Source organism: Escherichia sp. E.sYA108 (assembly GCF_011754335.1).
Lineage (GTDB): Bacteria > Pseudomonadota > Gammaproteobacteria > Enterobacterales > Enterobacteriaceae > Escherichia > Escherichia coli.
Window position 1 is genome coordinate 3571234 of sequence record NZ_JAAQVZ010000001.1, and the last position, 19853, is coordinate 3591086.

General features: G+C 51.4%; 19 protein-coding genes. 17 read left to right on the forward strand and 2 right to left on the reverse strand.

Features of this window, described 5'->3' with window-relative positions:
• Positions 1 to 2: 2 nt before the first annotated feature.
• Complete coding sequence (locus HBM92_RS17220; RefSeq protein ID WP_001276748.1) at positions 3 to 1880, reverse strand: rhomboid family intramembrane serine protease; 1878 nt, start codon at positions 1878 to 1880, stop codon at positions 3 to 5.
• Positions 1881 to 2333: 453 nt separating this feature from the next.
• Here HBM92_RS17220 and gltI point away from each other — a divergent pair, with 453 nt between their 5' ends.
• From gltI to rihA, 5 genes are all read left to right on the forward strand, one after another.
• Positions 2334 to 3242 carry a glutamate/aspartate ABC transporter substrate-binding protein GltI gene (gltI, locus tag HBM92_RS17225; RefSeq protein WP_001298614.1) on the forward strand — a complete coding sequence of 303 codons (909 nt, stop codon included), beginning with the start codon at positions 2334 to 2336 and terminating at the stop codon, positions 3240 to 3242.
• Positions 3243 to 3411: 169 nt separating this feature from the next.
• The gene (gene gltJ / locus HBM92_RS17230) at positions 3412 to 4152 is read left to right on the forward strand and encodes a glutamate/aspartate ABC transporter permease GltJ (protein ID WP_000020941.1); all 741 of its coding nucleotides are present in this window, start codon (positions 3412 to 3414) and stop codon (positions 4150 to 4152) included.
• Entirely contained in the window at positions 4152 to 4826 is a 675-nt protein-coding gene (gene gltK / locus HBM92_RS17235) for a glutamate/aspartate ABC transporter permease GltK (protein WP_000272824.1), read from the forward strand. The genes gltJ and gltK overlap by 1 nt, the downstream gene beginning before the upstream one ends.
• Positions 4826 to 5551, forward strand: a complete 726-nt coding sequence (gene gltL, locus HBM92_RS17240; protein WP_000631388.1) for a glutamate/aspartate ABC transporter ATP-binding protein GltL — start codon at positions 4826 to 4828, stop codon at positions 5549 to 5551. Before gltK ends, gltL begins: the two co-directional genes overlap by 1 nt.
• Before the next feature lie 117 nt (positions 5552 to 5668).
• The gene (gene rihA / locus HBM92_RS17245) at positions 5669 to 6604 is read left to right on the forward strand and encodes a pyrimidine-specific ribonucleoside hydrolase RihA (RefSeq protein ID WP_001207539.1); all 936 of its coding nucleotides are present in this window, start codon (positions 5669 to 5671) and stop codon (positions 6602 to 6604) included.
• Between the two features lie 44 nt (positions 6605 to 6648).
• Here rihA and HBM92_RS17250 read toward each other — a convergent pair whose 3' ends face one another.
• Positions 6649 to 7131: a zinc ribbon-containing protein gene (locus HBM92_RS17250; RefSeq protein WP_001044880.1), complete on the reverse strand. Its 483-nt coding sequence runs from the start codon at positions 7129 to 7131 to the stop codon at positions 6649 to 6651.
• A 234-nt stretch (positions 7132 to 7365) separates the two neighbouring features.
• On the opposite strand from HBM92_RS17250, the gene leuS reads away from it, so the two are divergent.
• From leuS to ybeD, 12 genes are all read left to right on the forward strand, one after another.
• Positions 7366 to 9948, forward strand: coding sequence for a leucine--tRNA ligase (gene leuS, locus HBM92_RS17255; RefSeq protein WP_001157896.1), 2583 nt, complete (start codon positions 7366 to 7368; stop codon positions 9946 to 9948).
• 14 nt (positions 9949 to 9962) lie between these two features.
• Positions 9963 to 10544, forward strand: coding sequence for an LPS assembly lipoprotein LptE (gene lptE / locus HBM92_RS17260; protein ID WP_001269673.1), 582 nt, complete (start codon positions 9963 to 9965; stop codon positions 10542 to 10544).
• A complete protein-coding gene (holA, locus tag HBM92_RS17265; RefSeq protein WP_000620540.1) occupies positions 10544 to 11575 on the forward strand; it encodes a DNA polymerase III subunit delta in 1032 nt (343 codons plus the stop codon). Before lptE ends, holA begins: the two co-directional genes overlap by 1 nt.
• A 1-nt stretch (position 11576) precedes the next feature.
• Complete coding sequence (gene nadD / locus HBM92_RS17270) at positions 11577 to 12218, forward strand: nicotinate-nucleotide adenylyltransferase (protein WP_000838881.1); 642 nt, start codon at positions 11577 to 11579, stop codon at positions 12216 to 12218.
• 23 nt (positions 12219 to 12241) lie between these two features.
• Positions 12242 to 12853, forward strand: coding sequence for an adenosylcobalamin/alpha-ribazole phosphatase (locus tag HBM92_RS17275; RefSeq protein ID WP_001443195.1), 612 nt, complete (start codon positions 12242 to 12244; stop codon positions 12851 to 12853).
• Between the two features lie 259 nt (positions 12854 to 13112).
• The gene (gene rsfS, locus HBM92_RS17280; RefSeq protein ID WP_001161664.1) at positions 13113 to 13430 is read left to right on the forward strand and encodes a ribosome silencing factor; all 318 of its coding nucleotides are present in this window, start codon (positions 13113 to 13115) and stop codon (positions 13428 to 13430) included.
• 3 nt (positions 13431 to 13433) lie between these two features.
• Positions 13434 to 13901 carry a 23S rRNA (pseudouridine(1915)-N(3))-methyltransferase RlmH gene (gene rlmH / locus HBM92_RS17285; RefSeq protein WP_000776104.1) on the forward strand — a complete coding sequence of 156 codons (468 nt, stop codon included), beginning with the start codon at positions 13434 to 13436 and terminating at the stop codon, positions 13899 to 13901.
• 30 nt (positions 13902 to 13931) lie between these two features.
• Positions 13932 to 15833, forward strand: coding sequence for a peptidoglycan DD-transpeptidase MrdA (mrdA, locus tag HBM92_RS17290; RefSeq protein ID WP_000776191.1), 1902 nt, complete (start codon positions 13932 to 13934; stop codon positions 15831 to 15833).
• A gap of 2 nt (positions 15834 to 15835) precedes the next feature.
• A complete protein-coding gene (mrdB, locus tag HBM92_RS17295; protein ID WP_000131721.1) occupies positions 15836 to 16948 on the forward strand; it encodes a peptidoglycan glycosyltransferase MrdB in 1113 nt (370 codons plus the stop codon).
• Positions 16949 to 16958: 10 nt separating this feature from the next.
• A complete protein-coding gene (gene rlpA / locus HBM92_RS17300) occupies positions 16959 to 18047 on the forward strand; it encodes an endolytic peptidoglycan transglycosylase RlpA (RefSeq protein ID WP_001231412.1) in 1089 nt (362 codons plus the stop codon).
• 139 nt (positions 18048 to 18186) lie between these two features.
• Entirely contained in the window at positions 18187 to 19398 is a 1212-nt protein-coding gene (gene dacA, locus HBM92_RS17305; protein ID WP_001092082.1) for a D-alanyl-D-alanine carboxypeptidase DacA, read from the forward strand.
• Between the two features lie 109 nt (positions 19399 to 19507).
• Positions 19508 to 19771 (forward strand): DUF493 family protein YbeD, encoded by a 264-nt coding sequence (ybeD, locus tag HBM92_RS17310; RefSeq protein WP_000850550.1) that lies wholly within the window; start codon positions 19508 to 19510, stop codon positions 19769 to 19771.
• Positions 19772 to 19853: the final 82 nt, after the last annotated feature.

Here is a 19853-nt window from a genome sequence, read left to right on the forward strand (position 1 = left end):
TCTTACGGTTCAGGGATACAAGCCACATCGCCATATTGGGGATGACGAATAATTGCCTGCGGATCAAGTGAACTTTCTCTGTCCAATTGTATTAGCCCGTTCTTCGCCATAACAAATATCTTTCTACCATCCGCTGAAAAACGAAGATTATTAACGTAGCTGGCAGGATAAACGCCAATAATCTGCCCGGCATTAATATTGAGCAGGATGACATAACCTTGCAGGCCATATGACACCAACGCTAAATACTGACCGTCCGGGCTAATACCCTCAACGGAATAAACGCTCCTGCTACACCATTGCGTCATAATGCTGGCTTGTTGATCCTCAGCTCTTATACGTGAAATCCCCTGGCTATCGGCAAAAATAATCTCACCATTTTTTGGTCGGAATCCCATCGCAGAAACGACACCACGCGCATTACCTGCGGGAAAGTCTTCTTTCTGATGCGTGATGGTATTGATCCGCACGATGTTACCTCTGCCTGCTCCCGGAACCAGTAATGTTTTTTCATCCGGGGAAAGTGCCATAACCCAGGCGCCTGGTTTACCGCTCATCCCCGTCCCGTCGTATTTCTCCAGCGGGATATCCGCCACATGCTGATAAGCCACCAGATCAATCGCTGACACACTATTACTGGTGCGATTCATCACCCAGGCTTTTGTGCCATCACGCGAGAGGATAAAGCTGTCAGGATGTGCGCCGGTGGTAATCGACTGAATAATCTCCCCCGTCGCCACGTTAATGACCGATAACGCATTCGCTTCAAATGAAGTCGCATAAATCAACTTTTCATCCAGGCTTAATGCCAGCGATCTGACGCCCTGATCTTTACAGCCACCACAATGTTTGACTGACTTTTCTTTCGCTATGGGCGCTGTAAAGGTATGCAGGATTTTCTTTTGTCCGAGGTCGAAAACAACAATGCTGTTCGTGTTTTCAATTGCGGCATACAACGTATTACCATCCCGACTGATCGCCATATCATGGATATCGGCAATCTCAGCGAGTAAATCACCACTGGCCTGCTCACGACTTACCGGAGCGGATAATGTTTCCCTGAGGGCGTTGCGCTCCTCCACTAACTGCTGCTTTTTTTGTCGTCGCTCTTGTTCAATCTCCTGCGGATAAAACGCTTCACGCAGGCTTTGCCTGACCTGTAAAACTGATTCATCAATCTGCTGCTGCACAAACCAGATAGTCCCGGTCAGAAGAAGAGTGACCGCAACAACAATCCCGCCTTCCGTAACGAGCCGATTTTGCCCAACTAAACGCGCACTCAGCCAACCCAACGCGCCCCCCGCAATCAGGCCGCCAATGTGGCAAGCGTTATCTATTCCTGTTTGCCGGGTACCATACAACAGTGTCAGCGCCACCATACCCAACAGAGGAAATACTCGCCGCTGGTTTTTATGGTGTGTGCCCGCACCTGAAGCAAGCTGTGTTGCTATCGCAGCGCCCGCTATTCCCATAATTGCCCCGGATGCCCCAACGCTGATGACTATCTGCTCACTTTCGCGTAACGCATAACAGGCGCTGATCAGCCCACCAAAGATGCCGGAGAATAACCAGATAATCAGGAGTCGCCATTTCCCCAGTATCCGTTCCGCTACTGTCCCCACCGCCAGGAGTGCAAACATATTCATCAGCAAATGGGAAAAACTACTGTGCAGAAAAACACTGCTCAATAAGCGCCAGGATTCATCCGACAACGTGAGAGAAGCAACGTTAGCGCCGAGATGGATGAGTGCGGATTGATCGACTTCTTCGTAACTCATCCATTGTGCGAGGTAACAAAATATCCCAACACAGAGCGCAAAAAGGATCAGGGTTATTGCGGGTAATTGAACATTTAACGGCTTAACCGAAGATGCAGACATAAGGTGATTCTTCCTTGAAAAGACTAGTAAAAAGCATTTTCCCGTGTGTAGTTATCATCCCGGCAAACGTCCCACACCGAAAAGTTAACACTGTCCGAAATATGACTTTTTCAAACTGAAATTACAATCGTAATTAATTCACCCCTAAGTATTTTTTGGCATGTAAGTTGCTTTATTTACTGTGTAAGCAATGAAATCAGCCGCAACGCAAACGGGTTGCACCACCACAAATCAGCGGTAGCACCAAAAAGGTGCGGTTTAAGAATTTTGCTTCGGAATGGTGCGGCGCACCTCGCAAAAATAAACAATAAAACAGCAATATCTTTACATTTATCCAAACTAAATGTTACCTAACAAACACAACACTGCACAATAAAGTCGCAGATGATAACAACACAAACACTCACAACGGGTATCCATGCGTTTTTAACGCAGAAGATAAAGGAGTTGGATATGCAATTACGTAAACCTGCCACAGCAATCCTGGCCCTGGCGCTTTCCGCAGGACTGGCACAGGCAGATGACGCCGCCCCGGCAGCAGGCAGCACGCTGGACAAAATCGCCAAAAACGGCGTGATTGTCGTCGGTCACCGTGAATCTTCAGTACCTTTCTCTTATTACGACAATCAGCAAAAAGTGGTGGGCTACTCGCAGGATTACTCCAACGCCATTGTTGAAGCAGTGAAAAAGAAACTCAACAAACCAGACTTACAGGTGAAATTGATTCCGATCACCTCACAAAACCGTATTCCACTGCTGCAAAACGGCACTTTCGATTTTGAATGCGGTTCTACCACCAACAATGCCGAACGCCAAAAACAGGCGGCTTTCTCTGACACTATTTTCGTGGTCGGTACGCGCCTGCTGACCAAAAAGGGCGGCGATATCAAAGATTTTGCCGACCTGAAAGGCAAAGCCGTAGTCGTCACTTCCGGCACCACCTCTGAAGTTTTGCTCAACAAACTGAATGAAGAGCAAAAAATGAATATGCGAATTATCAGCGCCAAAGATCACGGTGACTCTTTCCGTACCCTGGAAAGCGGTCGTGCCGTTGCCTTTATGATGGATGATGCTCTGCTGGCTGGTGAACGTGCGAAAGCGAAGAAACCAGACAACTGGGAAATCGTCGGCAAGCCGCAGTCTCAGGAAGCCTACGGTTGCATGTTGCGTAAAGACGATCCGCAGTTCAAAAAGCTGATGGATGACACCATCGCTCAGGTGCAGACCTCCGGTGAAGCGGAAAAATGGTTTGATAAGTGGTTCAAAAATCCAATTCCGCCGAAAAACCTGAACATGAATTTCGAACTGTCAGACGAAATGAAAGCACTGTTCAAAGAACCGAATGACAAGGCACTGAACTAATTACAAGAACCAGGGGCGGAAATTCCAGCCCTCTCGATTGTTACGTAGCACGGACAGACTATACGCCTGGTGGTCGTTCCCCATCGGGCCAGAAAACCGCAATACGCTGGGTAACAATCTTCGAGGGTAGCAGTTAACGCTGCTACCCTCTTTTTTCTGGAGTAGATTTATGTCTATAGACTGGAACTGGGGTATTTTTTTACAACAAGCCCCGTTCGGCAACACCACCTATCTTGGTTGGATCTGGAGTGGCTTTCAGGTGACGATCGCTTTGTCGATCTGCGCCTGGATTATCGCTTTCCTCGTCGGTTCATTTTTCGGCATTTTACGTACCGTTCCAAACCGTTTTCTCTCCGGTCTGGGTACGTTGTATGTCGAACTGTTCCGCAACGTGCCGTTGATTGTGCAATTCTTTACCTGGTACCTGGTGATCCCGGAGCTGCTGCCAGAGAAAATCGGCATGTGGTTTAAGGCCGAGCTGGACCCTAATATTCAATTTTTCCTTTCATCCATGCTCTGCCTGGGGCTGTTTACCGCCGCCCGTGTTTGCGAACAGGTACGCGCCGCTATTCAGTCGCTGCCGCGTGGGCAAAAAAATGCCGCGCTGGCGATGGGTCTGACGCTACCGCAGGCTTACCGCTACGTACTGCTGCCTAATGCTTATCGCGTTATCGTCCCGCCGATGACCTCCGAGATGATGAACCTGGTGAAAAACTCGGCCATCGCCTCGACTATCGGTCTGGTGGATATGGCGGCGCAGGCGGGTAAATTGCTCGATTACTCGGCCCACGCCTGGGAGTCGTTTACCGCCATCACGCTGGCGTATGTATTGATTAACGCTTTTATCATGCTGGTGATGACGCTGGTTGAACGTAAAGTTCGCCTGCCCGGCAACATGGGGGGCAAATAATGTACGAGTTTGACTGGAGTTCCATTGTTCCTTCCCTGCCATATCTGCTCGACGGGCTGGTGATCACGCTGAAAATCACCGTCACGGCAGTGGTGATTGGTATTTTGTGGGGCACCATGCTGGCGGTGATGCGCTTGTCCAGCTTTGCGCCCGTAGCGTGGTTTGCCAAAGCCTACGTTAACGTATTCCGCTCGATTCCTTTAGTTATGGTTTTGCTGTGGTTTTACCTGATCGTACCGGGTTTTCTGCAAAACGTGCTGGGATTATCACCCAAAAATGATATCCGTTTAATTTCGGCGATGGTGGCGTTTTCGATGTTTGAAGCGGCCTACTATTCAGAGATTATCCGTGCTGGTATTCAAAGTATTTCTCGTGGTCAGTCGAGCGCCGCGCTGGCGTTGGGAATGACTCACTGGCAGTCGATGAAACTGATTATTCTGCCGCAGGCGTTCCGCGCGATGGTGCCGCTGTTGCTCACTCAGGGCATCGTACTGTTTCAGGATACCTCACTGGTGTATGTGTTATCTCTGGCCGATTTCTTCCGTACCGCCTCAACCATTGGTGAGCGTGATGGTACGCAGGTTGAGATGATCCTGTTTGCCGGATTTGTTTATTTCGTTATTAGCCTTAGCGCGTCGTTGTTGGTCAGCTACTTGAAAAGAAGGACAGCATAATGATTACCCTGAAAAATGTTTCAAAATGGTATGGTCACTTTCAGGTGCTGACCGACTGCTCAACCGAAGTGAAAAAAGGCGAAGTTGTGGTGGTTTGCGGCCCGTCTGGTTCCGGTAAATCAACGCTGATTAAAACAGTCAACGGCCTCGAACCGGTGCAGCAAGGTGAAATCACCGTCGATGGCATCGTGGTTAACGACAAGAAAACCGATCTGGCGAAACTGCGTTCCCGCGTCGGGATGGTGTTTCAGCATTTCGAGCTGTTCCCCCATCTGTCGATTATCGAAAACCTGACCCTGGCGCAGGTGAAAGTGCTTAAACGCAATAAAGCGCCGGCTCGTGAAAAAGCATTGAAATTGCTGGAGCGCGTCGGGCTTTCCGCACATGCCAATAAGTTTCCGGCGCAGCTTTCCGGCGGTCAGCAGCAGCGTGTGGCGATCGCTCGCGCATTGTGCATGGATCCTATTGCCATGCTGTTCGACGAACCAACGTCGGCGCTGGATCCGGAGATGATCAACGAAGTGCTGGACGTGATGGTCGAACTGGCGAACGAAGGAATGACGATGATGGTGGTGACCCACGAAATGGGCTTTGCCCGTAAAGTGGCGAATCGGGTGATCTTTATGGACGAGGGTAAAATTATCGAAGACTCGCCGAAAGGCGCTTTCTTCGATAATCCAAAATCGGACCGCGCAAAAGACTTCCTCGCAAAAATCCTGCATTAATCACTCTGGCGCGCATACTCAATTGCGCGCCATCTCACGCTTTCTCGTTTCGTCCCTCGTATCTGTTACATCCCGGCGTTACCCTTGTCGCAAAGAAACACACAACAAGGAGCAACAATGGCACTGCCAATTCTGTTAGATTGCGACCCAGGTCATGACGACGCTATCGCAATAGTTCTCGCCCTCGCCTCACCAGAGCTTGATGTCAAAGCAATTACGTCTTCCGCCGGAAACCAGACACCAGAAAAAACCTTACGCAATGTTCTGCGTATGCTGACCTTGCTTAATCGCACCGATATTCCGGTAGCAAGCGGTGCGGTAAAACCGTTAATGCGTAATTTGATTATTGCGGACAACGTGCACGGCGAAAGCGGTCTCGACGGCCCGGCATTACCGGAACCGACGTTCGCACCGCAAAACTGTACGGCGGTGGAGCTGATGGCGAAAACGCTGCGTGAAAGTGAGGAACCTGTCACCATTGTTTCTACCGGACCGCAAACTAACGTTGCCTTGCTGCTCAATAGCCACCCGGAACTGCATAGCAAAATTGCCCGTATCGTGATTATGGGCGGCGCAATGGGGCTTGGTAACTGGACGCCTGCGGCTGAATTTAATATTTACGTTGACCCGGAAGCGGCAGAAATTGTCTTCCAGTCAGGAATTCCGGTGGTGATGGCCGGTCTGGATGTTACTCACAAAGCACAAATCCACGTTGAAGACACTGAGCGTTTCCGCGCGATTGGCAACCCTGTTTCAACCATTGTTGCCGAACTGCTGGATTTCTTCCTCGAATATCACAAAGACGAAAAATGGGGCTTTGTCGGCGCACCACTGCATGACCCATGCACCATCGCCTGGCTGTTGAAACCGGAGTTGTTTACCACTGTTGAGCGCTGGGTTGGCGTGGAAACACAAGGGAAATATACCCAGGGTATGACAGTTGTTGATTATTATTATCTGACTGGCAATAAACCGAATGCCACCGTAATGGTCGATGTTGATCGTCAGGGCTTTGTTGATTTACTAGCTGATCGTCTGAAATTTTACGCTTAATCACTCGCCGGATGACATCACGCCATCCGGCGCCACTCATTTCATTACGGCTCGAACGGGCGTCTCTGGAACTGATCATGACCACATTTCGGGCATAGCGTCAGCACTTCCGGTGTATAGATCGGGAGATGGAAGTGACATTTCTCGCAGACCAGATTTCCCAGCCCTACCACTTCTCCGCTGTGATAAACCCCGTGATGATTGAGGTCCTGGAAAACTTCGCGCCATTCAAGCTGCGTTTTATCGGTGATGTCTGCCAGCTCCTGCCACAAGCTTTCTTTAATCACCCGCATAAAGACGCTGTCAGACTCTTCTTTCAGGCTCTCTTCATAGCTCATGGCGAACTCTTCCAGGTCACGTCTGACAGCTCGCGTCAGCTCATCGACCTCGGTTCGCGTTAACTCCCCTGTTTTTATTACGCGCTCGCGCGCCTGTTCCACCAGTGCGTCGATATCACGTTCGCCATTGCGCAGGCGTTCGCTCAGTGACGCGACCAGTTCACGGTAATATTGAGCAACCTTGTTCATCGTTTCATCTCCCGGGTCGTTAACTGACTATAATAATAGACGTTCTTTGTTCCTTGCTTTGCTAATACGCCCACAAACTCTGTAAATTAATGTATGAATAATCCGGGCATCATTTCAACGTCGAGTGCGCGAAAGGCTGTTTTGACGCGGGCGTTTGGGCTATGCTATGCGGATCTGAAAAACCACATCAACGCTACATTTGTAGCCGTATTGAAAACAGGACCACTGGCTGCCATGCAAGAGCAATACCGCCCGGAAGAGATAGAATCCAAAGTACAGCTTCACTGGGATGAGAAGCGCACATTTGAAGTAACCGAAGACGAGAGCAAAGAGAAGTATTACTGCCTGTCTATGCTTCCCTATCCTTCTGGTCGACTACACATGGGCCACGTTCGCAACTACACCATCGGTGACGTGATCGCCCGCTACCAGCGCATGCTGGGCAAAAACGTCCTGCAGCCAATCGGCTGGGACGCATTTGGTCTGCCTGCGGAAGGCGCGGCGGTGAAAAACAACACCGCGCCAGCACCGTGGACGTACGACAACATCGCGTATATGAAAAACCAGCTCAAAATGCTGGGCTTTGGTTATGACTGGAGCCGCGAGCTGGCGACCTGTACGCCGGAATACTACCGTTGGGAACAGAAATTCTTCACCGAACTGTATAAAAAAGGCCTGGTATATAAGAAGACTTCTGCGGTCAACTGGTGCCCGAACGACCAGACCGTACTGGCGAACGAACAAGTTATCGACGGCTGCTGCTGGCGCTGCGATACCAAAGTTGAGCGTAAAGAGATCCCGCAGTGGTTTATCAAAATCACTGCTTACGCTGACGAGCTGCTCAACGATCTGGATAAACTGGATCACTGGCCAGACACCGTTAAAACAATGCAGCGTAACTGGATCGGTCGTTCCGAAGGCGTGGAAATCACCTTCAACGTTAACGACTATGACAACACGCTGACCGTTTACACTACCCGCCCGGACACCTTTATGGGTTGTACCTACCTGGCGGTGGCTGCGGGTCATCCGCTGGCACAGAAAGCGGCGGAAAATAATCCTGAACTGGCCGCCTTTATTGACGAATGCCGTAACACCAAAGTTGCCGAAGCTGAAATGGCGACGATGGAGAAAAAAGGCGTCGATACTGGCTTTAAAGCGGTTCACCCATTAACGGGCGAAGAAATTCCCGTTTGGGCAGCAAACTTCGTATTGATGGAATACGGCACGGGCGCAGTTATGGCAGTTCCGGGTCACGACCAGCGCGACTACGAGTTTGCCTCTAAATACGGCCTGAACATCAAACCGGTTATCCTGGCAGCTGACGGCTCTGAGCCAGATCTTTCTCAGCAAGCCCTGACTGAAAAAGGCGTGCTGTTCAACTCTGGCGAGTTTAATGGTCTTGACCATGAAGCGGCCTTCAACGCCATCGCCGATAAACTGACTGCGATGGGCGTTGGCGAGCGTAAAGTGAACTACCGCCTGCGCGACTGGGGTGTTTCTCGTCAGCGTTACTGGGGCGCGCCGATTCCGATGGTGACGCTGGAAGACGGTACCGTAATGCCGACCCCGGACGACCAGCTGCCGGTGATCCTGCCGGAAGATGTGGTGATGGACGGCATTACCAGCCCGATTAAAGCAGATCCGGAATGGGCAAAAACTACCGTTAACGGTATGCCAGCACTGCGTGAAACCGACACTTTCGACACCTTTATGGAGTCCTCCTGGTACTATGCGCGCTACACTTGCCCGGAGTACAAAGAAGGTATGCTGGATTCCAAAGCGGCTAACTACTGGCTGCCGGTGGATATTTACATTGGTGGTATCGAACACGCCATTATGCACCTGCTCTACTTCCGCTTCTTCCACAAACTGATGCGTGATGCAGGCATGGTGAACTCTGACGAACCAGCGAAACAGTTGCTGTGTCAGGGTATGGTGCTGGCAGATGCCTTCTACTATGTTGGTGAAAACGGCGAACGTAACTGGGTTTCCCCGGTTGATGCTATCGTTGAACGTGACGAGAAAGGCCGTATCGTGAAAGCGAAAGATGCGGCAGGCCATGAACTGGTTTATACCGGCATGAGCAAAATGTCCAAGTCGAAGAACAACGGTATCGACCCGCAGGTGATGGTTGAACGTTACGGCGCGGACACCGTTCGTCTGTTTATGATGTTTGCTTCTCCGGCTGATATGACTCTCGAATGGCAGGAATCCGGCGTGGAAGGGGCTAACCGCTTCCTGAAACGTGTCTGGAAACTGGTGTACGAGCACACAGCAAAAGGTGATGTTGCGGCACTGAACGTCGATGCGCTGACTGAAGATCAGAAAGCGCTGCGTCGCGATGTGCATAAAACTATCGCTAAAGTAACCGATGATATCGGCCGTCGTCAGACCTTCAACACCGCAATTGCGGCGATTATGGAGCTGATGAACAAACTGGCGAAAGCACCGACCGATGGCGAGCAGGATCGCGCCCTGATGCAGGAAGCGCTGCTGGCGGTAGTCCGTATGCTTAACCCGTTCACCCCGCACATCTGCTTCACGCTGTGGCAGGAACTGAAAGGCGAAGGCGATATCGACAACGCGCCGTGGCCGGTTGCTGACGAAAAAGCGATGGTGGAAGACTCCACGCTGGTCGTGGTGCAGGTTAACGGTAAAGTCCGTGCAAAAATCACCGTTCCGGTGGACGCAACGGAAGAACAGGTTCGCGAACGTGCTGGCCAGGAACATCTGGTAGCAAAATATCTTGATGGCGTTACTGTACGTAAAGTGATTTACGTACCCGGTAAACTCCTCAATCTGGTCGTTGGCTAAGCGCGGGAGGAAGCGTGCGATATCTGGCAACATTGTTGTTATCTCTGGCGGTGTTAATCACCGCCGGGTGTGGCTGGCATCTGCGTGACACCACGCAGGTTCCTTCCACTATGAAGGTCATGATCCTGGACTCAGGCGATCCGAACGGGCCATTAAGCCGTGCGGTGCGTAATCAGTTACGTCTGAATGGTGTCGAGTTGCTTGATAAAGAAACCACGCGTAAGGACGTTCCATCCTTGCGTTTGGGTAAAGTGAGCATCGCGAAAGATACCGCATCGGTATTCCGTAACGGTCAAACAGCAGAGTATCAGATGATCATGACGGTGAATGCGACCGTGTTGATCCCCGGCCGTGATATCTACCCGATTAGCGCCAAAGTCTTCCGTTCGTTCTTCGATAACCCGCAAATGGCGTTAGCGAAAGATAACGAACAAGACATGATCGTAAAAGAGATGTACGACCGTGCTGCCGAACAGCTGATTCGTAAGCTGCCAAGCATCCGTGCTGCGGATATTCGTTCCGACGAAGAACAGACGTCGACCACAACGGATACTCCGGCAACGCCTGCACGCGTCTCCACCACGCTGGGTAACTGATGATTCGGTTGTACCCGGAACAACTCCGCGCGCAGCTCAATGAAGGGCTGCGCGCGGCGTATCTTTTACTTGGTAACGATCCTCTGTTATTGCAGGAAAGCCAGGACGCTGTTCGTCAGGTCGCTGCGGCTCAAGGGTTCGAAGAACACCACACTTTTTCCATTGATCCCAACACCGACTGGAATGCGATTTTTTCGTTATGCCAGGCCATGAGCCTGTTTGCCAGTCGACAAACGCTATTGCTGTTGTTACCCGAAAACGGACCGAATGCGGCGATCAATGAACAACTTCTCACACTCACCGGACTTCTGCATGACGATCTACTGTTGATCGTCCGCGGTAATAAATTAAGCAAAGCGCAAGAAAATGCCGCCTGGTTTACTGCTCTTGCGAATCGCAGCGTGCAGGTGACCTGTCAGACACCGGAGCAGGCTCAGCTGCCCCGCTGGGTTGCTGCGCGCGCAAAACAGCTCAACTTAGAACTGGATGACGCTGCAAATCAGGTGCTCTGCTACTGTTATGAAGGTAACCTGCTGGCGCTGGCCCAGGCACTGGAGCGTTTATCGCTACTCTGGCCGGACGGCAAACTGACATTACCGCGCGTTGAACAGGCGGTGAATGATGCCGCGCATTTCACCCCTTTTCATTGGGTTGATGCTTTGTTGATGGGAAAAAGTAAGCGCGCGTTGCATATTCTTCAGCAACTGCGTCTGGAAGGCAGCGAACCGGTTATTTTGTTGCGCACATTACAACGTGAACTGTTGTTACTGGTTAACCTGAAACGCCAGTCTGCCCATACGCCACTGCGTGCGTTGTTTGATAAGCATCGGGTATGGCAGAACCGCCGGGGCATGATGAGCGAGGCGTTAAATCGCTTAAGCCAGTCGCAGTTACGTCAGGCCGTGCAACTCCTGACACGAACGGAACTCACCCTCAAACAAGATTACGGTCAGTCAGTGTGGGCAGAGCTTGAAGGGTTATCTCTTCTGTTGTGCCATAAACCCCTGGCGGACGTATTTATCGACGGTTGATATGAAATCTTTACAGGCTCTGTTTGGCGGCACCTTTGATCCGGTGCACTATGGTCATCTTAAACCCGTGGAAACGCTGGCGAATTTGATTGGTCTGACGCGGGTCACAATCATCCCTAATAATGTTCCTCCGCATCGTCCCCAGCCGGAAGCAAACAGCATGCAGCGTAAACACATGCTTGAACTGGCGATTGCCGACAAGCCATTATTTACTCTTGATGAACGCGAGCTAAAGCGCAATGCCCCCTCTTACACTGCGCAAACACTGAAAGAGTGGCGGCAGGAGCAAGGACCGGACGTGCCGCTGGCGTTTATTATTGGTCAGGATTCATTGCTGACCTTTCCGACCTGGTACGAATACGAAACGATACTCGACAATGCACATTTGATCGTCTGTCGGCGTCCTGGTTACCCACTTGAAATGGCACAACCACAATATCAGCAATGGCTGGAGGATCATTTGACACATAACCCGGAAGATCTTCACCTTCAGCCTGCCGGTAAAATTTATCTGGCTGAAACGCCGTGGTTTAACATCTCGGCGACCATCATCCGCGAACGTTTGCAAAATGGTGAATCGTGTGAGGATTTATTACCGGAACCGGTACTGACTTACATTAACCAACAAGGCTTGTATCGCTGATACCTGTCGTTAAGGAGGGCATGATGCGACTGTGGTTAATTCGTCATGGTGAAACGCAAGCGAATGTCGATGGTCTGTACAGCGGTCATGCGCCCACACCCCTGACCGCGCGCGGTATTGAGCAAGCGCAAAATCTGCATACGCTGCTACATGATGTTTCCTTTGACCTGGTTTTATGCAGTGAACTGGAACGGGCACAGCATACCGCGCGACGGGTTCTCAGTGACCGCCAGCACCCCGTTCATATCATCCCTGAACTCAATGAAATGTTTTTTGGCGACTGGGAGATGCGACATCATCGTGACCTCATGCAAGAAGATGCCGAAAACTATAGCGCGTGGTGCAATGACTGGCAGCATGCTATCCCCACGAACGGTGAAGGATTTCAGGCATTTTCGCAACGTGTGGAACGATTTATCGCAAGGCTTAGTGAATATCAGCACTATCAGAATATTTTAGTCGTCAGCCATCAGGGCGTACTGAGTCTGTTAATTGCTCGTTTAATTGGCATGCCTGCCGAGTCTATGTGGCATTTCCGCGTTGACCAGGGGTGTTGGAGCGCCATTGATATCAACCAAAAATTCGCGACGCTACGCGTCCTCAATAGCCGTGCCATCTGGGTCGAGAATGCATGACTTTTCTGTTTTTTTACGGGTAAGCCGCAACGACCATTGACAGCCCCGGGCAGGCTGATATTCTCCGCAGCCAGACTTTTTCCGCCAGACACGACTTTGTAGAAATTGTTTTACAAAAATGGCGATGCAATCTGCGGCGCGGGGTGGGATGATAGCCCACTTTCGAAAGCCGATTCGGCGACAATTGTCCCGAAATCGCCTCTGGTTCAGGTATACTGACAGACCATTTTTATCTATTTGATTCACCCAGGGGGAAAACTTGCAGGGTAAAGCACTCCAGGATTTTGTTATCGACAAAATTGATGACCTCAAAGGTCAGGACATCATCGCCTTAGACGTTCAGGGCAAATCCAGCATCACCGACTGCATGATCATCTGTACGGGTACGTCCAGCCGCCATGTTATGTCCATTGCTGATCACGTTGTGCAGGAGTCTCGCGCAGCGGGCCTGTTACCGCTCGGCGTAGAAGGTGAAAACAGCGCCGACTGGATTGTCGTGGATTTGGGCGATGTGATTGTCCATGTCATGCAGGAAGAGAGCCGTCGCCTGTATGAACTGGAAAAACTCTGGAGTTAATGCGTGAAGCTGCAACTTGTCGCCGTGGGAACGAAAATGCCGGACTGGGTACAAACCGGTTTTACCGAGTACCTGCGTCGTTTTCCGAAAGATATGCCCTTCGAGCTGATTGAAATTCCGGCCGGAAAACGCGGCAAGAATGCGGACATCAAGCGCATACTCGACAAAGAGGGTGAGCAGATGTTGGCGGCCGCAGGCAAAAACCGCATTGTCACCCTCGATATTCCAGGCAAGCCCTGGGATACGCCGCAGTTAGCCGCTGAGCTGGAACGCTGGAAGCTGGATGGTCGCGACGTCAGTCTACTGATTGGCGGGCCTGAAGGGTTGTCGCCTGCCTGTAAAGCGGCGGCGGAGCAGAGCTGGTCGCTGTCGGCACTTACCCTTCCCCATCCGCTGGTTCGCGTGCTGGTCGCAGAGAGTCTGTACCGGGCGTGGAGCATCACCACCAACCATCCTTATCACCGTGAGTGATAAGTGAGCTTTGAGTAGAAAACGCAGCGGATGAAACTACAGAACTCTTTTCGCGACTATACGGCAGAGTCCGCGCTGTTTGTGCGCCGGGCGCTGGTCGCCTTTTTGGGGATTTTGCTGCTGACCGGCGTGCTTATCGCCAACCTGTATAATCTGCAAATTGTTCGCTTTACCGACTACCAGACCCGCTCTAATGAAAACCGCATTAAGCTGGTGCCTATCGCACCCAGCCGCGGCATTATCTACGACCGTAACGGTATCCCTCTGGCTCTCAACCGCACTATCTACCAGATAGAAATGATGCCGGAGAAAGTCGATAACGTGCAGCAAACGCTGGACGCTTTGCGCAGCGTGGTTGATCTGACCGATGATGATATTGCTGCATTCCGAAAAGAGCGCGCACGTTCACACCGTTTCACCTCTATTCCGGTGAAAACTAACCTGACCGAAGTACAAGTAGCTCGCTTTGCCGTCAACCAGTACCGTTTTCCTGGCGTCGAAGTTAAAGGCTATAAACGTCGTTACTATCCTTACGGTTCAGCGTTGACCCACGTCATCGGCTATGTGTCGAAAATCAACGATAAAGACGTCGAACGCCTGAATAATGACGGCAAACTGGCCAACTATGCGGCAACGCATGATATCGGTAAGCTGGGCATTGAACGTTACTATGAAGACGTGCTGCACGGTCAGACCGGTTATGAAGAGGTTGAAGTTAACAACCGTGGGCGTGTTATCCGCCAGTTAAAAGAAGTACCACCGCAAGCCGGACACGATATTTACCTGACGCTGGATCTCAAACTCCAGCAATATATTGAAACGCTGCTGGCGGGTAGCCGCGCAGCTGTGGTAGTCACCGATCCGCGTACAGGTGGGGTGTTGGCGCTGGTTTCCACGCCTAGTTATGACCCAAACCTGTTTGTTGACGGTATCTCCAGCAAAGATTATTCCGCCTTGCTGAACGACCCGAATACACCGTTGGTGAACCGCGCCACACAGGGGGTTTATCCTCCCGCGTCTACAGTTAAACCCTATGTTGCGGTTTCGGCATTGAGTGCCGGGGTGATCACGCGCAATACGACGCTGTTTGACCCCGGCTGGTGGCAACTTCCAGGTTCGGAAAAACGTTATCGTGACTGGAAAAAATGGGGCCACGGGCGTCTGAATGTCACAAGATCGCTGGAAGAATCTGCGGATACCTTCTTCTATCAGGTGGCCTACGATATGGGGATCGATCGCCTCTCCGAATGGATGGGGAAATTCGGTTATGGTCATTACACCGGTATCGACCTGGCGGAAGAACGTTCCGGTAACATGCCAACCCGCGAATGGAAACAAAAACGCTTTAAAAAACCGTGGTATCAGGGTGACACCATTCCGGTTGGTATCGGTCAGGGTTACTGGACGGCGACCCCTATCCAGATGAGTAAGGCACTGATGATCCTGATTAATGACGGTATCGTGAAGGTTCCGCATTTGCTGATGAGCACCGCCGAAGACGGCAAACAGGTGCCATGGGTACAACCGCATGAACCGCCCGTCGGCGATATTCATTCCGGTTACTGGGAGCTGGCGAAAGACGGTATGTACGGTGTTGCTAACCGCCCTAACGGTACGGCGCATAAATATTTTGCCAGCGCACCGTACAAAATTGCGGCGAAATCCGGTACCGCTCAGGTCTTCGGTCTGAAAGCGAACGAAACCTATAATGCGCACAAAATTGCCGAGCGTTTACGTGACCACAAACTGATGACCGCCTTTGCGCCATACAACAATCCGCAAGTGGCTGTCGCCATGATTCTGGAGAACGGTGGCGCGGGTCCGGCGGTTGGTACGCTGATGCGCCAGATCCTCGACCACATTATGCTGGGTGATAACAACACCGATCTGCCTGCGGAAAATCCAGCGGTTGCCGCAGCGGAGGACCATTAATCATGACGGATAATCCGAATAAAAAAACATTCTGGGATAAAGTCCATCTCGATCCCACAATGCTGCTGATCTTACTGGCATTGCTGGTTTACAGCGCCCTGGTTATCTGGAGCGCCAGCGGTCAGGATATTGGCATGATGGAGCGTAAAATCGGCCAGATTACGATGGGTCTGGTCATCATGGTGGTGATGGCGCAAATTCCTCCACGCGTTTATGAAGGCTGGGCCCCCTATCTCTATATCATCTGTATTATTTTGCTGGTGGCGGTAGATGCTTTCGGTGCCATCTCTAAAGGCGCTCAACGCTGGCTGGACCTCGGTATTGTTCGTTTTCAACCGTCGGAAATTGCCAAGATAGCCGTACCGTTGATGGTTGCACGCTTTATCAACCGCGACGTTTGCCCACCTTCATTGAAGAATACAGCTATCGCGCTGGTGCTGATATTTATGCCCACGCTGCTGGTGGCTGCACAGCCTGACCTGGGAACATCAATCCTCGTTGCGCTTTCCGGCCTGTTTGTACTGTTCCTCTCTGGCCTTAGCTGGCGTCTGATTGGCGTCGCAGTAGTGCTGGTAGCGGCGTTCATTCCGATTCTGTGGTTCTTCCTGATGCATGATTACCAGCGCCAGCGCGTAATGATGCTCCTGGACCCGGAATCAGACCCACTCGGCGCAGGCTATCACATTATTCAGTCTAAAATTGCTATTGGCTCCGGCGGATTACGCGGCAAAGGCTGGCTGCACGGCACTCAGTCACAGCTTGAATTTCTCCCCGAACGCCATACCGACTTTATCTTCGCGGTACTGGCGGAAGAGCTGGGATTAGTGGGCATTTTGATTCTGCTCGCTCTCTACATTCTGCTGATCATGCGCGGGCTGTGGATAGCCGCCAGAGCGCAAACCACCTTTGGTCGCGTCATGGCTGGCGGCTTAATGCTGATATTATTCGTTTATGTCTTCGTAAATATTGGTATGGTAAGCGGTATTCTGCCGGTTGTAGGGGTTCCGCTCCCACTGGTCAGTTATGGAGGATCGGCGCTAATTGTGCTGATGGCTGGGTTCGGGATTGTAATGTCAATCCACACCCACAGGAAAATGTTGTCGAAAAGCGTGTAAGAGGTGCGCAATGCGTAAGCAGTGGCTCGGGATCTGCATCGCGGCAGGAATGCTCGCGGCATGTACAAGCGATGATGGTCAGCAACAGACGGTAAGTGTACCGCAGCCTGCGGTATGTAACGGCCCCATAGTTGAAATTAGCGGGGCAGACCCGCGTTTCGAACCACTGAACGCGACGGCAAATCAGGATTACCAGCGCGACGGTAAAAGCTACAAAATCGTGCAGGATCCGTCTCGATTTAGCCAGGCGGGACTGGCGGCAATCTATGATGCCGAACCCGGCAGTAACCTGACGGCCTCTGGCGAAGCTTTCGATCCGACACAGTTGACGGCGGCCCATCCAACGCTTCCAATCCCCAGCTACGCCAGAATCACTAACCTGGCTAACGGGCGAATGATCGTGGTGCGCATTAATGATCGCGGCCCTTATGGCAACGACCGCGTGATTTCGCTTTCTCGCGCGGCAGCTGACCGTCTTAACACGTCAAACAACACCAAAGTTCGTATCGATCCGATTATTGTCGCCCAGGATGGTTCGCTTTCTGGTCCTGGTATGGCTTGTACCACAGTCGCCAAACAGGCTTACGCCCTGCCAGCACCTCCCGATTTAAGCGGTGGCGCGGGAACAAGTTCAGTGCCTGTCCCGCAGGGTGACATTCTTCCGGTCAGTAATTCGACGCTAAAAAGCGAAGATCCGACCGGCGCGCCGGTAACCAGCAGCGGTTTCCTCGGCGCACCAACGACCTTAGCGCCTGGTGTACTGGAAGGCAGCGAACCGACGCCTGCGCCACAGCCCGTTGTTACAGCTCCGTCGACAACGCCTGCAACCTCACCTGCAATGGTGACACCGCAAGCCGCCTCGCAAAGCGCCAGCGGCAACTTTATGGTGCAAGTCGGGGCCGTTAGCGATCAGGCTCGTGCGCAACAGTACCAACAGCAACTGGGACAGAAGTTCGGCGTCCCCGGTCGCGTAACTCAAAATGGCGCGGTCTGGCGGATCCAGCTTGGCCCATTCGCCAGCAAAGCCGAAGCCAGTACCTTGCAGCAACGTTTGCAAACCGAAGCCCAATTACAGTCATTTATTACCACCGCGCAGTAGCGTAAAGCAGGCATCTGATGTGTCAATTTCTGTAAATGACGTTAACAAAGTCACGCGGAAAGTCAGATGCCTGCCGGTAGTGCATTTGCTATAGTAGGGCACTTTTTTTAATTCCATCACGGATGTCGTAGTTCAGACCATGAATACCATTTTTTCCGCTCGTATCATGAAGCGCCTGGCGCTCACCACGGCTCTTTGCACAGCCTTTATCTCTGCTGCACATGCCGATGACCTGAATATCAAAACCATGATCCCGGGTGTACCGCAGATCGACGCGGAGTCCTACATCCTGATTGACTACAACTCCGGCAAAGTACTCGCCGAACAGAACGCTGATGTCCGCCGCGATCCTGCCAGCCTGACCAAAATGATGACCAGTTACGTTATCGGCCAGGCAATGAAAGCCGGTAAATTTAAAGAAACTGATTTAGTCACTATCGGCAACGACGCATGGGCCACCGGTAACCCGGTGTTTAAAGGTTCTTCGCTGATGTTCCTCAAACCGGGCATGCAGGTTCCGGTTTCTCAGCTGATCCGCGGTATTAACCTGCAATCGGGTAACGATGCTTGTGTCGCCATGGCCGATTTTGCCGCTGGTAGCCAGGACGCTTTTGTTGGCTTGATGAACAGCTACGTTAACGCCCTGGGCCTGAAAAATACCCACTTCCAGACGGTACACGGTCTGGATGCTGATGGTCAGTACAGCTCCGCGCGAGATATGGCGCTGATCGGCCAGGCGTTGATCCGTGACGTACCGAATGAATACTCGATCTATAAAGAAAAAGAATTTACGTTTAACGGTATTCGCCAGCTGAACCGTAACGGCCTGTTATGGGATAACAGCCTGAATGTCGACGGCATCAAAACCGGACACACTGACAAAGCAGGGTACAACCTTGTTGCTTCTGCGACTGAAGGCCAGATGCGCTTGATCTCTGCGGTGATGGGCGGACGTACTTTTAAAGGCCGTGAAGCCGAAAGTAAAAAATTGCTAACCTGGGGCTTCCGTTTCTTCGAAACCGTTAACCCACTGAAAGTAGGTAAAGAGTTCGCCTCTGAACCGGTTTGGTTTGGTGATTCTGATCGCGCTTCGTTAGGGGTTGATAAAGACGTGTACCTGACCATTCCGCGTGGTCGCATGAAAGATCTGAAAGCCAGCTATGTGCTGAACAGCAGTGAATTGCATGCGCCGCTGCAAAAGAATCAGGTCGTCGGAACTATCAACTTCCAGCTTGATGGCAAAACGATCGAACAACGCCCGCTGGTTGTGCTGCAAGAAATACCGGAAGGTAACTTCTTCGGCAAAATCATTGATTACATTAAATTAATGTTCCATCACTGGTTTGGTTAAAAATTGAACACTTGAAAGTGTAATTTCCGTCCCCATATACTAAGCATCAGTAAAAAACTCCCGCCTTCTGGCGGGAGTTGCTATTTAATTACGTTACGCCGGAGCTGACATGAAAACCAAACTTAACGAACTGCTTGAATTCCCTACTCCTTTTACTTACAAAGTTATGGGGCAGGCGTTACCTGAGCTGGTTGATCAGGTGGTTGAAGTGGTACAGCGCCATGCGCCAGGTGACTACACCCCAACGGTAAAACCAAGCAGCAAAGGCAACTACCACTCGGTATCTATCACTATCAACGCCACTCATATCGAGCAGGTTGAAACACTGTATGAAGAACTGGGCAAAATCGATATTGTCCGCATGGTTCTGTAACTCGCTTCTCCGTTACCCGGCTCCTGGTCGGGTAACTCCCCTCTCCTCGCTGTGATATACTTTTCCCCCACTTTTACTCATT

Coding starts and splice junctions, on each gene's coding strand:
- mrdA (WP_000776191.1), top strand. CDS start 13,932: ATGAAACTACAGAACTCTTTTCGCGACTATACGGCAGAGTCCGCGCTG.
- HBM92_RS17250 (WP_001044880.1), bottom strand. CDS start 7,131: ATGAACAAGGTTGCTCAATATTACCGTGAACTGGTCGCGTCACTGAGC.
- gltI (WP_001298614.1), top strand. CDS start 2,334: ATGCAATTACGTAAACCTGCCACAGCAATCCTGGCCCTGGCGCTTTCC.
- HBM92_RS17220 (WP_001276748.1), bottom strand. CDS start 1,880: ATGTCTGCATCTTCGGTTAAGCCGTTAAATGTTCAATTACCCGCAATA.
- leuS (WP_001157896.1), top strand. CDS start 7,366: ATGCAAGAGCAATACCGCCCGGAAGAGATAGAATCCAAAGTACAGCTT.
- dacA (WP_001092082.1), top strand. CDS start 18,187: ATGAATACCATTTTTTCCGCTCGTATCATGAAGCGCCTGGCGCTCACC.
- rihA (WP_001207539.1), top strand. CDS start 5,669: ATGGCACTGCCAATTCTGTTAGATTGCGACCCAGGTCATGACGACGCT.
- nadD (WP_000838881.1), top strand. CDS start 11,577: ATGAAATCTTTACAGGCTCTGTTTGGCGGCACCTTTGATCCGGTGCAC.
- holA (WP_000620540.1), top strand. CDS start 10,544: ATGATTCGGTTGTACCCGGAACAACTCCGCGCGCAGCTCAATGAAGGG.
- gltL (WP_000631388.1), top strand. CDS start 4,826: ATGATTACCCTGAAAAATGTTTCAAAATGGTATGGTCACTTTCAGGTG.
- ybeD (WP_000850550.1), top strand. CDS start 19,508: ATGAAAACCAAACTTAACGAACTGCTTGAATTCCCTACTCCTTTTACT.
- mrdB (WP_000131721.1), top strand. CDS start 15,836: ATGACGGATAATCCGAATAAAAAAACATTCTGGGATAAAGTCCATCTC.
- rlpA (WP_001231412.1), top strand. CDS start 16,959: ATGCGTAAGCAGTGGCTCGGGATCTGCATCGCGGCAGGAATGCTCGCG.
- HBM92_RS17275 (WP_001443195.1), top strand. CDS start 12,242: ATGCGACTGTGGTTAATTCGTCATGGTGAAACGCAAGCGAATGTCGAT.
- gltK (WP_000272824.1), top strand. CDS start 4,152: ATGTACGAGTTTGACTGGAGTTCCATTGTTCCTTCCCTGCCATATCTG.
- gltJ (WP_000020941.1), top strand. CDS start 3,412: ATGTCTATAGACTGGAACTGGGGTATTTTTTTACAACAAGCCCCGTTC.